Here is a 15,932-nt window from a genome sequence, read left to right as displayed (position 1 = left end):
AGAAATCTGTTAATATTATAGTATATTTTTTAAAATGTAAAATTATGCCACAGGAAAACGAAAATGTATTTATAGCTGAAAGTCAAAGTTTAGATGTAGATGAACAAAAGAAAAATGATACTTTAAATGTCATTGAATCTTGCAACGATCTTCAGGATTTTATCAAAAGACTGGAGGAAGAAAATTTAATCTGGTACTTTATTGGTCCTTTACGCAAAGATGAGGACATTACAGGACAGATAAATTTAAAGTGGGAAAAGGAGTTCCAAAAATTTGAGCAATCAATAGACGCAATGCATAAAGAACTTAAGTCGTCTCTGCCTGGTCAAAATTTCTTAGTGTATCCAACAAAGGATAATGACTTCAAAATTAGATTTGAAAATGAAGAAAAACCAATAGAAATTAGCAATATTTTAAGGACCAGCAGTGAAGGTAAGGTTTATAACATATCTTTAGGGAAAGATAGTCAAATAACTGCAACCAAAAAAGGCAGCGAAAGGCACTATGATTTTACTGGTTCAAGCTCATGTGAAATGACCATTAATTGGCAGGCTAAGGATTCTGAAGGTAACAGCATAGACTGTAGCATGACCGTAAAATTGGATTCTGGTGGTATACAGAGTGTTATTGGTGAGCCAAAATTTGGAGGAATAACGAGTTCAGAAGAAGTATTAAAGTTAGTTGGACAAAATAAAGAAGTTTTTATCAACGGAAAAACTCTGTATCAAGCTTTTACTGGCATATCCAAGAGTGTAGACGATCAGCAAGTACCAGCAGAGGAAATATTTACAAAAGATCTACATATATCACCACAGTCACCTACACCAAGCAGCAGTGGGTATTCCTCTCCTAGCACACCTTCTTCACGTAGAAGTTCTATATCCACCAGCAGTGAATTTAGTGATGAAGATGAAATATTTGAGGATGATATGTCTGGTGATGAAGAAGAGTATGAGCAAGAAGGATTAAAAGATGAAGTTGAGGAATTAGAGGAAGAAAAAGAAACATTTGCTAAATATTTTGCAGTGCAGGCAAAGCAGCTTGAGGATCTAAGATTAGAACGTGACTCCTTGAGAGATAAAGTCAATGAACAACAGCGAGCGATATTTGAAAGAGGTCAAAGAATAAAGGAACAAGAGGAAGAACTACAGGATAAAAATGATGTAATAAAGAACTTAAATGATCAGTTGAAAGATAAGGAAGGTGAAACAAATGAGGCAAATAAAGAATTACAGAGAAAATTGAAGCAAAGTGAAGCTAATTTAACTGTACTAAAGGAAAAGAATGCAAATTTGGAGAATGACCTGAAGAAAATAGTGGAAGGTTTAAACGATGATCATAAAAAGCAGTTGGCAGAACAGTTAATGGAAACAAAAAAGGAAAACAATACATTGGCTGAAACGGCGAACCAATTGTCTAAAGAATTAAATGGATTACAGAGAGAAAAGGAAGACTTAGAGAGGAAAATTCGACAACTTGAACCTGGAAGATCACTTGCAGATGAGCTAAGCGAAGAAAATACGAAGAGGGAAATAGAAAAACTTCAATATCAACTTAAGGAAAAGGAAGGGATGTTAACGTGTACACAGGAAGAGCTGGCATCTGTCAAAGAGAGTCTAGAGCAACTGCAGAACATATTACAGCAGGAAAAAGGTCAGGCAGCTACATCAACTCAAACTGAAGTTGAATATGAAAGTAGAGGAACAAGCATGCAGCAGCAAGACCAAGGTATACAAGCTGTAAACAACAACTCAAGCAGAACAGCTAGTGGGTTAAGACAAGAAAACAAAAAATTGACTAGAGACAAACTAACTATATCTGAACAATTAAAACAAAAAATAAGAGAGATTGACGAGTTAAAGAAAAATTTAAAGCAACTGCAAGAAGAAAATAAACAACTAAAACAAGAAGTTACCAAAAATGCAGGAGTTGATGCATCATCTTCAACAGGTCAAAAAGAAGCTAAAGAAGCAGAAGTTATACCGCAAAACATTATGGATTGGCCTGTTCCAATTCCAGATGATAAACCGGAAGAGCAGAAAACTCCATTAGAGCCAATCAAGGTAAATACAGAATTATCAGATCCAAAATCAATCTCCGCTGAGGGTCCGGAAAAATCTCCTCCTCTTTCAAAATGATGAGTTTTGCTTCTATAGCTGACCCAAGCAACACGTCATCCCGCGATTTATTCGCGTTATCTCAGCCGCTAACACGTAGCGGGATACTTAACCGTCATACCGTGATTTATTCACAGTATCTCTTAGCCACTAACAAGCAGCGGGATGACAGCAATCCTACGTCATGCCGCCGCGGTACCTCTAGATCCCGCTAACTAGTAGCAGAATGACGAATTTTTGTTTTTCAAATTATAGCTAAACATACTGTAATTGCTATTGAATGATGGAGAGACATACTCCATTATTTTAGCACGAAGTAACAAATTCAATGAATTGGTTCTTCAAAAATAATTTAAACTTTTACAGTAGGTCATGAAATATTATAGCGATCTCATTAAAAGAAACTTTTATAAGTATCGTTGATGAGAAAGGAAAAGTTGTTAAGGAAGAAGTTGTTGCAAGCGAAAGTAAGGCAATAGCAGATTAGCCAAGGCAAAAAATACGAACCCATAGGAATAGAAAGTGGATAGTTGTCAATATCAATGTGCAAAGAGTTAAGGAGTTTTGGATTACCAGTAATTTGTGTAGATGCAAGGCATATGGCAGCAGCGTTGTCTGCAAGAATCAATAAGAATGATAAAAACGATGCGAGGGGTATAGCGCAGATGATGAGAAGTGTTAGTAAAATCAGTTGTCAAATTAAAATAGCGCTTGGAAGCAGAAGACAGCTAATGTGTAGCAAACAGCAGGTTATTGGAACAATAAGAGGGTTGTTGAAGATACATGGTCGGTAAAGGATCAAAATTTGAAACTTTCGCTTTAAGAATACAAGAGGCAATAAATAATTTGGATGAAATCAGTAGGAGTTCAATTGAAGCGTTAGTTTGTAGTTTGGAAGCAATAGAAAAGTCATTAAGAAAGCTTGACAAAATGCTTTCAGAACAAGGTGAAAAAGACGATGATTGTAAATTGTTAACTACTGTTCCAGGAGTGGGGATGATAGTAGCAATGACGTATAAAGCTGCAATTGATAACCCACATAGGTTTGAGAAATCTGATACAGTTGGAGCATATATAGGGTTGACACCAAGGCAATATTCTTCTGGAGAAGTTGATCGGCATGGCAGCATATCAAAGATGGGACCAGCGGAATGTAGAAGTATGTTATATGAAGCTGCACAAACAATGCTTACAGTTACCAAGAGGACATTTAAATTAAAAAACTGTGGTTGCGAAGAAAAAAGGAATGAAAAAAGCAATTGTAGCAGTAGCAAGAAAATTAGCTGTAATTATTCATAGGATGTTGGTTGATAAAACAGAATTTTATTATCAATAAACATCAAAAGAGCATAGGACAATAATTTTATTGAAAATAAAGATAGCAATGCCGATGGAAGGGACAAGCAAGAACTTAGTTAGACTTCGTGGTAAACATGTTGCCGTCCACTTCCGCCTAACAAGTATAATGCGGCTTGACAAATTTATTGTCATCTCAGACCGCGGAGAGAACCATATGCTACTTTTAACTTATGTAAAATTACCAAGGATTATGGAGAAGATATGCTGTTTTGATTTGTGTGAAAATTATTGTTGACTTATGTGCAATTAGAGAACCTAAGTCACTTTAGCTATAATTCAGAATTGAGAGCTTTTAATAACTCTCTAACTCCCACTTAGGTCTTGGTGCAAAATTGAGAGAATCTATATAGCTTTTCTGTAACATTTCAATTCCTGCCCATCCAACCATTATTGCATTATCTGTACATAGGTTGTTGGGAGGAAAAAATATGTTTAAGTTTATGTGTTGCTTTAATTTTTCTCTCAAGAAATTATTTGCTGCAACTCCGCCGGTAATCACAAAGTCATTGATTTTGATATTTAAAGATTCGGCTATAATAATCGCATTACTAACCCTGTCCAGCAGTATGTCACTAATACACTCTTGAAACGAAGCACATACATCACACACATCTTGCTCGCTCATTTTCAGTTCTTGCACTAAGTTTTTTACTGCTGTTTTAATTCCAGAAAACGAAAAGTTACATCCAGAACGTTTTATCATTGCCCTTGGCAGTTTGAATCTTGTGCCATTGCCTTTTTTAGCCAACTTTTCAATTAATGGGCCTCCTGGGTAGCTTAAACCCAGCATCTTAGCAACTTTATCGAACGCTTCACCCAGTGAGTCATCAAGCGTTTCTCCAAGTTTAACGTATTTGCCTACATCCTGTGCAATTAAAAATTGACAGTGACCACCTGATATTAATAGGACTAAAAATGGAAATTTTACCTCATGCAGTAACCTAATAACCAATGCATGCGCTTCTAAGTGATTCACTGCAATGAACGGTTTTTGTGCTACATGCGCAATTGCTTTAGCCATCATTGTACCAACTATTAATCCACCTATGAGTCCTGGTCCTGATGTTGCTGCAATTGCATTGAGGTCACAAAAGTTAAGGTTAGATTTTTTTACAGCGCTTTTTATCAGGCCACTTAAATGTTCCATATGAGCACGTGAAGCTATCTCAGGAATCACCCCACCGCGTTTTTTGTGTTCTACTTGAGAAAGAATCTTGTGAGCAAGGACTTGCTTGTCACTATTTACAATCGCTACTGCAGTTTCGTCGCAGCTTGTTTCAACAGCTAAAATGGTTTTCATGTATATTTAGTTACTGTATTACCAAAACTATACTTTGAAACGCTGTAGAAGTTAACTGCAAAGTTAACTTCTATAGCTAAAAGATTTACCGACAACCGTCATTCCGCTACGTGTTAGCTGATGAGATACCGCGCACAACTGTACGAACATTCATTCTTAAAGGTAAACTGCACAGCAAATGGTGTCATTCCAGTGCTTGACACTGGAATCCAGCCTTGCCGTAATCTCATCAAGAACGTTGTGTTTTAACATAAGATCAGCCACTTTTATGCTCACCAACTTAGTGCCCAATCCAAATTCCTGGATTCCAGTGTCAAGCACTGGAATGACACCATCTACTACTAAAATTACCTGCAAATTGCAATGTTCGTACACCAAAAGAATGAATCGCGGTATGACGGTTCGCGGCGGCATGACGTAGGAAAACCTGCACTATAAGCTAATCATCATCTCCAAATATAGAGCTAATTTTTTTGCCCCCAGGAGAAAATTTATTAGTCCAACTGCTTTGCACTTTGGTTACATCTTTAAAGACAGTTTTATTGCTGTATTCCTTGATTTCTTTATCTACTCTCTCCATTATTTGTGGATCCAGGTAGCTCTTTTTCCATTGGTCAGTAGCAAGGAACACTTTGTTTAAGTCTTGAGTGCGGATTAAGTATTCTTTATCTTTAGGGTAAACCTCCTGCGCCCAAGCAAATAGCTCAAAATAGCGTGCAAATAATTCAGATGCGCGTGATTTTGCAGTTTGATAAGCCTGTATCTCCTTAAATATAACTTGGCCGATAATTTTCTGCACAAGAATATTTGCTTGCTTTAGGTTCTGCTCAATATCCTGGTAAACTTTATGGAGAAATTCCTGTTCCAAACTTAAGTTCAGTTCATTTTCAACCATGTGTGAAAGTTCATGCACTATAATGTATGGGTTTGACTTCCTCAGTACAATAACATATCTATTTACACTGGAAGACCTGATTGTCTTACACACTCCCTCTTCCATATCCACTAATCCCTCTTGGTATATTTCAAATGAGAGCCTGTTTTGCTTTATTAGTGATAAAGTGAGGTTTAATGTGTTTCTAAACTTCTCAAATTGATAGAGATATTCGACATACCGTATTGCATTTTCACTGCTTCCTACTTGAGTTGCTTGTTTTATTAAATTCCTGATTAGCATACCTTATTATTAAAGGAATTCTTTTTATACTCAAGAATTGATTGGCTACAAAGTGTTTTTAGGAAGCCTGATTGCATAGCTAAAGTAATTCATGTTTACTGATAACCTTCATACCGCTGCTTGTCAGCGGGATCTATGGTGAGATACCGCGAATGAATCCATAGCTGTACGAACATTCATTTTTGAAGGTAAATTGCACAGCAAATGGTGTCATTCCAGTGCTCTTTTTTTGTCATCCCAGTCTGGGATCTATTTTGCATGTAACTCCAATTGTGTTTTGGCATAAAACGCGACACGTATTAGACTTATTTGCAAGCAAAGCTTGCTAGATCCAAGTAGTCAGGACACTGGAATGACACCATAGGGGCACTGCCGTCATAAAGGAACCAGTGTCAGCTACTTGGATGACAGCTAGCCTAACAACCGTCATCCCGCTGCTTGTTAGCGGGATCTAGAGATACCGCGGGGTTGTAAAGTAATTTTTTACATCTAATGCTCGGCCAGTGCCTGCATGATACCACGTATTATCTATACCAAGGTGTTCTGCTTGTAGATATTATACCAACAATCCACCATTTTTTTTATGTCTTGTGGTTTAGTTTCTGGACCTATACTGATTCTAATTGAACACTCTGCTTGCTCTTTTGTTGCCCCCATTGCAAGCAAAACATGGGAAGGCTCAACTTTTCCAGAAGAACATGCGGAGCCATTACTAACTGCAATATGATTCAAGTCAAAATGCATAAGCTGCACATCACTCTTTACTCCTGGCATATAAATAAAACTTGTGTTTGGCAGCCTCTTAGAGTTTTTACCGAAGATTCTTATGTCACTGGCAAGATTTAATAATTCACACTCTAATTGATCACGTAGCTCCTTTACTTCATCCATTTTTGATAGAAGGTCTGGAATATTTTGCAGTGCAGCAGAAAGGCCTGCAATCGCAACAATATTTTCCGTACCACCACGAAATCCCTTCTCTTGTCCACCACCTATTATAATAGGTTCTATCGCAAGTTCTTTATTGAATATTAAAACTCCACTGCCTGCTACACCGCCAAATTTATGGGCGGATAAAGTGAGTAAATCCACTCCTAAATCTTCCATATTAACTTTAATTTTCCCAACACTTTGAGCAGTGTCAGTGTGGCAAATTGCTCCAAACTTGTGTACTATTTTAGCCATTTCCTCAATAGGTTGAATAACTCCGGTTTCGTTATTTGCCATCATAACTGAAACTATTGCTTTGTTTCCTTTAAGTTCGCTTAGAATTTTTTCTAGCTCTAAAAAGTCAACAATGCCCTCCTGATTAACAGGTATTATATATGGATTACATGCAGAATTAAGAATTGAAGGATGCTCTATAGCTGAAATTATATGCAGGTAGCCTGCTATTCCTCTCATAACAAGGTTATTCGCTTCAGTTGCACCAGACGTAAAAACTATTTCTTTATCACTTGAAACGCCAATAGCACCACGTACGTTATCTCTTGCATCCTGAAGAATCTTCCTCGCTTCTTGTCCTCTTTTATGTAGTGATGATGGATTGAGCGTTTGTTTTAACAAGACCTCAAATATACTTTTTTTTACATTTTCACTAATTGGAGCAGTTGCATTGTAATCAGCATATACGTAACCACTATTTTCTAAAGAGAATGGACTCATCTGTCACTTAAATAAGTTTACCATCAACTATAGCCATAACTATGTACGTTAGCTTTAACACGATAAAAAATTTATTGCAAAAACAGCGAAATTAATACATAATTAATAACTCACGTCATTAATACCTGTCAAGCGGGTTCTTATTAGGGGTTACCATGGTTGAAGTTTTTTTGAATAATGCAACAAGAAAGATAGAAGGTGAATACCACCAAAGCAAAGATGCCAACGCGCCGGTTGTGCTGGTTTTACATCATCATCCTCAATATGGTGGTAATATGGATAGTAAAATTGTACATAGTACATATACGTCTTTTATCGATAACAATTTTTCTGCATTGAAAATTAACTTTCGTGGTGTGGGAAAATCTACCAGAACTTTTGATAAGGGTATAGGAGAATTAACTGACGCTGCGGTAGCCATTGATTGGCTTCAGGGACATAATCCTAGCAATGTTCCAATTTGGATCGCTGGTTTTTCTTTTGGAGCATGGGTGGCTATGCAGCTAACAATGCGCCGCCCTGAGATAGTGGGTTTTATTGCTCTTTCTCTTCCGGTAACTAAGTACGATTTTTCTTTTCTTTCTCCCTGTCCAGTTTCTGGGCTTATAATACAAAGCAGTAATGATACAATCTCAGAAGAAAGCGATGTAACAGAATTAGCAAAAAGGTTGATAAATTCAGTAAGAAGTGATCACATGAAATACTATATAATAGATGATACTAATCACTTTCTAAAGGATAAAGAAGAGGAAGTGACTCAAATCGTGGACAATTATATAAAACTGCGCTTGAATAGTGCAACTATTTCTTCTCAAAAGGTCAAAAAAGAGGTAAGGGTAAAAGAATATGCCTAATCTTTACAAACAAGAGAAATGAGTGTAGTAATATAAATGAAAAGGTTTTGTTATGTTTAAAAAGCTATTATTTTTTGTTTTAGCTGTGTTTATGTTATCGGGGTGTTCCCTAAGTAAACAGCGTAAGTTAAAAAGTCCGTGTATAAAAAGCAATGAAAGCATTTCATGCGAGTTATACTCTGTTAATGATCATTGGTTAGATAAGTATAGGGCATAGAAATTGTGCTATTTTTCCTATTCACAACTTCACTAATGATCGATCTCTCAATTGGAAAATGCAGTCTGCCTTTTCTGCAAGGAGATGATTGTGTGTTACTATAAGCATAGAGCTGTTATTTTCCTTTACGTATGAATGTAGCAGTAAAAACACCTTAAAAGAATTTGTTGGATCTAAATTTCCTGTTGGCTCATCTGCAAGTAAAAGCTTTGGAGAATTTACAATGCTTCTTGCAATTGCAACTCTCTGCCTTTCCCCACCCGAAACTTCAGATACCATGCTACTTGCTTTGTTTTCCAGACCAAATTTTTCCAACATTGCTTGCGAATTTTTTTTTGCTTCAGCTTTGCTTTTTCCTGCAATGAGTTGAGGAAGCATAATATTTTCCAACACCGATAACTCTTGTAACAAATAGTGAAATTGATAAACAAAACTAAGAAAATTTCTTCTTACATGAGTTTTATGCTTATTACTGGCTTGTGTGCAATTTATTCCATCTATCGTAACTATACCTGAAGTTGGCTTGTCCAACAAGCCTGCGACTTGCAATATAGTTGTTTTCCCTGCACCTGAATCGCCAATCAGCGCTACTACTTGCCCTCTTGTGACACTTAAGTTGATATCCTTTACAACAGCAGAATTGTTCTTGAAGCTTTTATCTACGGAAGTTAGTTCTAGTGCTACATTACCACCCATGTTTAAAAGATCCAGAAGGCATCTAAGTTTTAGTAATAATTAAACCGAAAAACTGTTACCACAACCACATTGAGACTTAGCAAAGGCATTCTTTATTTGAAAACCAGAACCACTGAGATCCTCAGTATAATCTATAACTGAGTTATTTAAAAATTTTGCTGAACAATTATCAACCATTAATACAGGGTTTCCATTTTCATCATTAATTACTATATCTTTACCTTTTTCGCTAAAACTGGAGTGGCTTCTATAGTCCTCACTTTCTTCATAGTCATCATCTTCGTCTTCGTCATCAAACTCATCATCGTAATCATCGTCTTCATCATCCAAAGATAGATTTTTATTCATTTGATCCATAAGAAAATTGTATTTGAAGCCAGAACATCCACCACCTGAAACTGCAACCCGTAAAATGGAACTCTTATCCCCTTCCTGCTCTGCAAGAGAGTGGATTTTTTTTAGTGCATTATCAGTTAAGTTGATGTTGTAATTTGTTGACATAGTAACCACCGTTTATTATTGATAACTTATTATAGTAGAAATTTTACATGTCAAACAATAATTTTCTATTAAATTATGCATGTTTTCCAAGCAAAACAAAAGGGAGATACTTCAAAGAGCCAGAAGATGAGAATCGCAGCTGCTTTCAGCGTGATAGGGACCGTATCATTCACTCTAATGCGTTTAGAAAATTGGAGTACAAAACACAAGTTTTTATCAATTATGAGCACGACTACTATCGCACTCGGCTTACTCATAGCCTTGAAGTTGCACAAATTGCAAGGTCCATTGCGCGTAGACTTGGCTTAAATGAGGATATCACTGAATGCATAGCGCTCGCACATGATCTTGGTCATCCTCCATTTGGTCATGCAGGTGAAGATGCTCTAAAGAAATCAGTTCAAGATTTGAATCTTGATAACGAGAAGTATGAGTTTGATCATAATGTTCAAGCTATAAGGATTTTAACTTACCTCGAACAAAAACATGCTGATTTTGATGGTATGAATCTAAGTTGGGAGGTGATTGAAGGAGTTGCAAAACATAACGGTCCCTTGCTTGGTCAAAACGCGGAGTCTTCTACAAATAATCAGCTGTTATTAGAATACAACAAAAAATATGATCTAAAGCTTGAAGAATTTTCAAGCATTGAAGCGCAAGTTGCTTCAATTGCCGATGATATTGCTTACAGTGTTCACGATCTTGATGATGCACTCAGGGCGAATTTAGTAACCATCGAAGATTTGCTGAATGTTCCTTTAATTGAAAAAATGTTTAAAGACATAAGGAGCAGATATTCAGAATTGCCTCAGAGCAAACTCATACATGAATCACTGAGTGGAACTATAGGAACTATGATAAGTGATGTTGTTTCTCAGACTGAAAGAAATATTGAAGATCACAAAATAAAAAGCGTAGAAGACGTAAGAAGTCTAAATAAAATGCTAGTCACATTTTCACCAGAAGTTGCGAATGCTACAAAAGAAATGAAAAGATTCAACATGGAGAAAATATACAGAAGCTATAAACTGAGTAGAACGATGAACAAAGCAAAACGCATAATACAGGAACTCTTTCAATGTTTTTATGAAAACCCAGGATTACTTCCCACAGAGTGGAGCAAACTCGCTTGTGAATCTCAGCGTTCAGTAATAATATGTGACTATATCTCAGGTATGACAGATAGATTTGCTATACACGAGCACAGAAGAATTTTTGATACCTCATACGAAATGACTTCTTTCTAATGACTGATGATCATTTCATGTCAATTGCATTAAGGCTTGCAGAAAAAAATCTTGGAAATGTTGCACCAAATCCTGCTGTCGGGTGTGTTATTGTAAAAGATGGTACAATTGTTAGTGAGGGATATACAGGGATTGGTGGGCGTCCGCATGCGGAGGTAGTCGCTTTGCAAAACGCTAAAGATTCAACTCATGGCGCAACTATATATATCACTCTTGAGCCATGTTGTCATCACGGAGTCACGGGGCCTTGCACTGCAAAAATCATAAAAGCTGGCATAAAAAGAGTAGTAATTGCAACTATTGACCCAGATAGTAGAGTTTCAGGCAGAGGCATGAAAGCTCTGAAAGAAGCAGGAATTGAAGTTGAGCAAGGTATTATGCAAAAAGAGGCAAAAGAACTGAATGTCGGTTTTTTCACCACTAAAGAATTACATAGACCATTTATAGCTTGCAAAGTCGCAACAACTCTTGACGGAAAAATCGCAACATTTACAGGCGATAGCAAATGGATAACAAGTGAAAATACGAGAAACTGGGTGCATGAGCTCAGAACGAAATATGATGCAATTATGATCGGCAGCAATACTCTTATTAATGATGATCCACTCTTAACTTGCAGATTACCAGGACTCGGAAGTAGATCGCCAATAAGGCTAATTATAGATAGTCAAGGGAGATTAAAGGAAGAGCATAACATTGCAAAGACTGCAGACAAAGTAATAACTTGGGTCATCACAAATAAAGAAGTAGAGAAAAAAATAAAAAACATTAACTACTTGAAAGTCAATTCAAACGATGCAGGCAAAGCCTACCTAAAGGACATGGCATCAAAACTTGTTTCAGAAATTGGTATAACAAGATTATTAGTTGAAGGTGGAGGAGTGTTAATCACAGAACTATTAAAGTGTAATTTAATCGACAGGTTGATAATATGCCGCAGTGGTAAAATTTTAGGCAATGATGCCACTCCTTTTGTAGGAGATTTAGGGATTCAATTCATTAACAACTGTTATCAGTTTAAAAAAACAAAGATAATAGAGTTTAGTGAGGATATAGTTGAGGTTTGGGATAGGTCGTCATAATCCTTACATACTCAAACAGTAAAAAAAGGTATCCGTTCAGCGGAGCGGTAAAATAAAAAGTAGACAAGGAGTGCTAAAAACATAATATCACAAGTAGTATGTGTGGTAAATATGTCTGATCTACTAGCTAGTCTTCTCAAGCTCTGTGAAAGCTTTAAAATAGAGATAGAGCAACTAAAAGCAGAGATAAAGAGGTTAGAGATAGAAAACGAAAATTTTAGATCTGAGAATAAGGCGCTAAGAATCGAAAATGCTGAATTGAAAGAAAGACTAGGTCTGAATTCACAAAATTCATCGATACCGAGCTCAAAAGAGTTATACAAGCTAAAGAAGAAAAAGAAAAAAAGTGACAGGAAAATAGGGGCACAGATTGGGCATGAAGGAAAGTATCGCCCTAAAATGGAGGCAGATGAAGTGGTGAAAATAGAGTTCTTGCGAGTGCGGAGGAGAAATTGCGATATCGAAAGAGCCATACATTCATCAAAAAGTTGATTTGCCAGAAATTAAGCCTTATGTTGTGGAATACCAATGGCCACTGTTGCAAGTGTGGAAAAAGAAAAAGTAGCAGGCTACCAGAAGGTGTTACTGCGGATACATTTGGTCCAAAAGTTAAGTCAACAATCGCGGCGCTGAGCGGATTTTACAAGAACTCGAAAAGAGAAGTAGCAAATATTATAAAAAATATTTTCAACCTGGACATCAGTGTTGGTAGCGTGTCAAATAGCGAGGCTAGAGTTGCAGAAAAATGCCAAGAAGCATATGAGCAAATCGAGCAAGAAGTAAGTAAAAGTGAAGTTCTGCATATCGATGAAACGAGCCATTATAACAAAGGTAAACTTGGTTGGTGCTGGATGTTTGCCAGTAATACAGCAAGTTTTATAAAATTGACAGAGTCAAGAGGAATGAAGGTTTTACAAAATAGTAAGTTCTGCAATCGCAATAGCTTACGACAGGTACGCAGCATACAACTACTTTGCCGATAAGAACAGGCAAATCTGTTGGGCACATTTATCAAGAGATTTTGAAAGATTAGCACATAGTTGAAGTTAAAGTTCTGGGCTGTTACTTAAGAAACGTAGCCACTGAATTATTTGCACTAAAAAAGGCCTTGCTAAAAAATGAGATAGATGTTTTTAGATTTACCAGACGTGCCAGAAAGTTGCGAAAACGTACAAGGTATTACTTGAAGCCGCTTACCTGAAGCAATTGGAGCTTCTCGAGTTGCAAAAAATATTTTGAAATCTGAAAGAATAATGTGGAATTTTTTAGATGACCCAGAAAACATTCCGCTGACAAACAACCATGCTGAACAGCAGATACGGCATTATGTCGTTTATCGCAAAAATTCATATTTTACCCAATCGAAGTGGGGAACTTGAACGGATAATTTCGTTATACTTAACATGGAAACAAATGGGCTTTCCAAAACCTTCTATCTATTGTTTCTTAAACCACTCTCCTGAACTGATACAACCCAAGAAAGGTTTCCCTACGTCATACCGCAATTCATTCGCGGTATAGATTCCGCTAACGAGTAGCGGAATGACGAATTTGTTGTTTTTCAAATTGTAGGTAAACCTAAGCCACTTTAGCTATATAGGGTCACAACAATGGATTTTTAAGATAGTTTATGGCCTTCTTAATATCTTCAGCCTTGAATATCGCCGATCCCGCAACTAAAATATCTGCACCTGCTTTTATTATATCAGCTGCGTTAGAAAAGTTAATTCCACCATCTACTGAAATTTGTGTTTTAAGGTTACGCTCTTGTATCATTTTTTTTATAGTAGATATCTTGTTCAACTGTGAATGAATGAATTCCTGCCCTCCAAAGCCAGGGTTGACTGTCATAATCAGCACAATATCTAGCTCATGTATTATGTATTCAAGCACACTTGGAGAAGTTGAAGGAACAATTGAAACTCCAACTTGAATCGGTTTTTTTTCGTCGTTTACATTTTTGTATGACTTTATCTTTCTTATCAACCTCTCAAGGTGTATCTCTGCTTCTGCATGTACAGTGATAATATCAGCACCAGCATTTATAAAGCTTTCAATGTGGTTACCAGGAGATTTGACCATTAAATGCACATCAAAAGGAAGATTGCTATATTTACGTATTGCAGAAACAACGCTAGGACCAATTGTAATATTTGGAACGAAATTCCCATCCATAACGTCTATGTGTATGTAATCCACACCTAAATCGCTAATTTTTCTTACTTCTTCCCCTAATTTTGCAAAATCTGCTGAAAGTATAGAAGGTGCAATTTTAATACTCATGAGCTGCCTTTTTTGCTAAAAAATAACTTATTTTCAAAACTCTGTCACCCTAAGCACCATCTGAGTAGCTAGAGACCGATATCGGTATGCCTATTTAACTAGATCTTAAATTAGATAAAAAAAGGTAGTCTTGATAAAACTTATTTACAGCAAGTTTTTTTACATTTGGACTTTCTGTTTGTTCTTTTTTGTACCCTAATTTATAGCTTATTGAATCCTTGTATAAACTGATCGTTTTGTATGCTTTGTTCATCTCTCTAGGAAAGATGCCGTTAGCAATTACGACGCATAACCCTGTAGCTGTTGCAAAAGCTAGAGTGGTAAATGCTAGATTTTGTAAAAAATTCCTTCCACTAACTTTTTTTTCCTGTATATTAGCAGAGTGCGATTTGTTTGACACTTCTTCTAGATATTCATGCCATATGTGATTGCAGTTCGTACATTTTACCTTTCTTCCAGACGCGCCAATTTGCTTAGGAGATACTAAGTAAGTTTTAGTACAACTATTACATTGTATTTTCATAGCACTTACATATAAAGTAGTAACAAGCTCAAATGATACAGAGCTACAAATTTAATATCAATATATATATAACAAATGGAAGGTTTGCAACTAAAAAAAACACAGAGTGAGATAGAAAATATTTGGAAAAATAGAGAAAAATTTAATGACTGTAATCTAAAGAAAACAGCAAGAATAGCAATTAAAGAGGTAATTGAGCTCCTTGATAGTGGCAAAATTAGAGTAGCAGAAAAGCTATCAAGTGAAGAATGGGTAGTACATAAGTGGATAAAGCAAGCAATATTATTACATTTTCTCACCGAAGAAAATAAAATAATAGATAATACCAATTGCTGGTTTGATAAGATCGGTAACAAGTTTAGTGAATGGAATGAGGAGAAATTTCGCCGGTTAAAAATTAGAGCAGTTCCTGGGTGTTTTGTTCGCCGATCTGCTTATATAGGTACAAATGTTGTTCTAATGCCAAGTTTTATCAACGTTGGTGCATATGTTGATTCAGGAACAATGATAGATACCTGGTCAACGATTGGTAGCTGTGCGCAAATAGGAAAAAACTGTCATATTTCCGGTGGAGTGGGAATAGGTGGAGTTCTTGAGCCTATTCAAGCTTCACCTGTCATTATAGAAGATAATTGCTTTATTGGAGCACGTAGCGAAGTGGCCGAGGGTGTGGTAGTGAGAGAAGGATCAGTCCTTGGCATAGGCGTGTTTATTGGGGCATCAACAAAGATTATTGATAGAGAAACTAGCAAGGTATTTTACGGCGAAGTGCCACCTTATTCTGTAGTGGTACCAGGGTCTATTCCATCTAAAAATAATATTTCAATCTATTGTGCAGTCATAGTAAAAAAAGTGGATGAAAAGACGAGATCGAAAATCTCTATAAATGAAATATTGAGGGATTAAACTAT

At 36.4% G+C, this 15,932-nt stretch carries 14 protein-coding genes and 2 pseudogenes; 9 read left to right on the top strand and 7 right to left on the bottom strand.

All coding sequences use genetic code 11. The features are described 5' to 3' along the window. Positions 1-44: 44 nt before the first annotated feature. The 3 genes from OOK90_RS01560 (at position 45) to OOK90_RS01550 (ending at position 3,416) form a co-directional block, all read left to right on the top strand. Positions 45-2,138: a coiled-coil domain-containing protein gene (locus tag OOK90_RS01560; protein ID WP_244663097.1), complete on the top strand. Its 2,094-nt coding sequence runs from the start codon at positions 45-47 to the stop codon at positions 2,136-2,138. A gap of 521 nt (positions 2,139-2,659) precedes the next feature. Continuing rightward, positions 2,660-2,911 carry a hypothetical protein gene (locus tag OOK90_RS01555; RefSeq protein ID WP_010081945.1) on the top strand — a complete coding sequence of 84 codons (252 nt, stop codon included), beginning with the start codon at positions 2,660-2,662 and terminating at the stop codon, positions 2,909-2,911. Then, positions 2,901-3,416, top strand: a complete 516-nt coding sequence (locus OOK90_RS01550) for a transposase (protein WP_264706014.1) — start codon at positions 2,901-2,903, stop codon at positions 3,414-3,416. The genes OOK90_RS01555 and OOK90_RS01550 overlap by 11 nt, the downstream gene beginning before the upstream one ends. Positions 3,417-3,768: 352 nt before the next feature. Here OOK90_RS01550 and tsaD read toward each other — a convergent pair whose 3' ends face one another. Beyond that, positions 3,769-4,776 (bottom strand): tRNA (adenosine(37)-N6)-threonylcarbamoyltransferase complex transferase subunit TsaD, encoded by a 1,008-nt coding sequence (tsaD, locus tag OOK90_RS01545; RefSeq protein WP_209473117.1) that lies wholly within the window; start codon positions 4,774-4,776, stop codon positions 3,769-3,771. Positions 4,777-5,074: 298 nt separating this feature from the next. Between tsaD and OOK90_RS06680 the strand changes: the two are divergent. Further along, positions 5,075-5,176, top strand: a pseudogene (locus OOK90_RS06680) (WPE palindromic element domain-containing protein); the annotation flags it as partial. A 39-nt stretch (positions 5,177-5,215) separates the two neighbouring features. Here OOK90_RS06680 and OOK90_RS01535 read toward each other — a convergent pair. Next, entirely contained in the window at positions 5,216-5,953 is a 738-nt protein-coding gene (locus OOK90_RS01535; protein WP_209473121.1) for a WD_0702 family putative metalloprotease, read from the bottom strand. A 528-nt stretch (positions 5,954-6,481) separates the two neighbouring features. After that, entirely contained in the window at positions 6,482-7,618 is a 1,137-nt protein-coding gene (locus OOK90_RS01530) for a cysteine desulfurase family protein (RefSeq protein ID WP_264706011.1), read from the bottom strand. Between the two features lie 155 nt (positions 7,619-7,773). On the opposite strand from OOK90_RS01530, the gene OOK90_RS01525 reads away from it, so the two are divergent. After that, positions 7,774-8,472 (top strand): alpha/beta hydrolase, encoded by a 699-nt coding sequence (locus tag OOK90_RS01525; RefSeq protein WP_264706010.1) that lies wholly within the window; start codon positions 7,774-7,776, stop codon positions 8,470-8,472. A gap of 238 nt (positions 8,473-8,710) precedes the next feature. On the opposite strand, the gene OOK90_RS01520 is transcribed toward OOK90_RS01525, so the two are convergent. Both OOK90_RS01520 and OOK90_RS01515 read right to left on the bottom strand, forming a co-directional pair. Then, positions 8,711-9,385 carry an ABC transporter ATP-binding protein gene (locus tag OOK90_RS01520; RefSeq protein ID WP_264706009.1) on the bottom strand — a complete coding sequence of 225 codons (675 nt, stop codon included), beginning with the start codon at positions 9,383-9,385 and terminating at the stop codon, positions 8,711-8,713. Between the two features lie 39 nt (positions 9,386-9,424). Then, entirely contained in the window at positions 9,425-9,886 is a 462-nt protein-coding gene (locus OOK90_RS01515; protein WP_010081891.1) for a HesB/IscA family protein, read from the bottom strand. Positions 9,887-9,933: 47 nt separating this feature from the next. On the opposite strand from OOK90_RS01515, the gene OOK90_RS01510 reads away from it, so the two are divergent. The 3 genes and pseudogenes from OOK90_RS01510 (at position 9,934) to tnpC (ending at position 13,665) form a co-directional block, all read left to right on the top strand. Next, complete coding sequence (locus tag OOK90_RS01510; protein WP_070356885.1) at positions 9,934-11,133, top strand: deoxyguanosinetriphosphate triphosphohydrolase; 1,200 nt, start codon at positions 9,934-9,936, stop codon at positions 11,131-11,133. After that, a complete protein-coding gene (ribD, locus tag OOK90_RS01505) occupies positions 11,133-12,215 on the top strand; it encodes a bifunctional diaminohydroxyphosphoribosylaminopyrimidine deaminase/5-amino-6-(5-phosphoribosylamino)uracil reductase RibD (protein WP_209473133.1) in 1,083 nt (360 codons plus the stop codon). Before OOK90_RS01510 ends, ribD begins: the two co-directional genes overlap by 1 nt. A 111-nt stretch (positions 12,216-12,326) precedes the next feature. Further along, a pseudogene (tnpC, locus tag OOK90_RS01500) lies at positions 12,327-13,665 on the top strand (IS66 family transposase). A 152-nt stretch (positions 13,666-13,817) separates the two neighbouring features. On the opposite strand, the gene rpe reads toward tnpC, so the two are convergent. Together rpe and OOK90_RS01490 are read right to left on the bottom strand one after the other, a co-directional pair. Continuing rightward, complete coding sequence (rpe, locus tag OOK90_RS01495; protein WP_264706008.1) at positions 13,818-14,498, bottom strand: ribulose-phosphate 3-epimerase; 681 nt, start codon at positions 14,496-14,498, stop codon at positions 13,818-13,820. A 94-nt stretch (positions 14,499-14,592) separates the two neighbouring features. Continuing rightward, positions 14,593-15,021, bottom strand: a complete 429-nt coding sequence (locus tag OOK90_RS01490) for a zinc-ribbon domain-containing protein (RefSeq protein ID WP_010962781.1) — start codon at positions 15,019-15,021, stop codon at positions 14,593-14,595. A gap of 75 nt (positions 15,022-15,096) precedes the next feature. On the opposite strand from OOK90_RS01490, the gene dapD reads away from it, so the two are divergent. Then, positions 15,097-15,927 (top strand): 2,3,4,5-tetrahydropyridine-2,6-dicarboxylate N-succinyltransferase, encoded by an 831-nt coding sequence (gene dapD / locus OOK90_RS01485; RefSeq protein ID WP_264706007.1) that lies wholly within the window; start codon positions 15,097-15,099, stop codon positions 15,925-15,927. Positions 15,928-15,932: the final 5 nt, after the last annotated feature.

The organism is Wolbachia endosymbiont (group A) of Ancistrocerus nigricornis (genome assembly GCF_947250785.1).
Taxonomy (GTDB): Bacteria; Pseudomonadota; Alphaproteobacteria; order Rickettsiales; family Anaplasmataceae; genus Wolbachia; species Wolbachia pipientis.
This window is presented reverse-complemented; position numbering and strand designations above follow the sequence as displayed.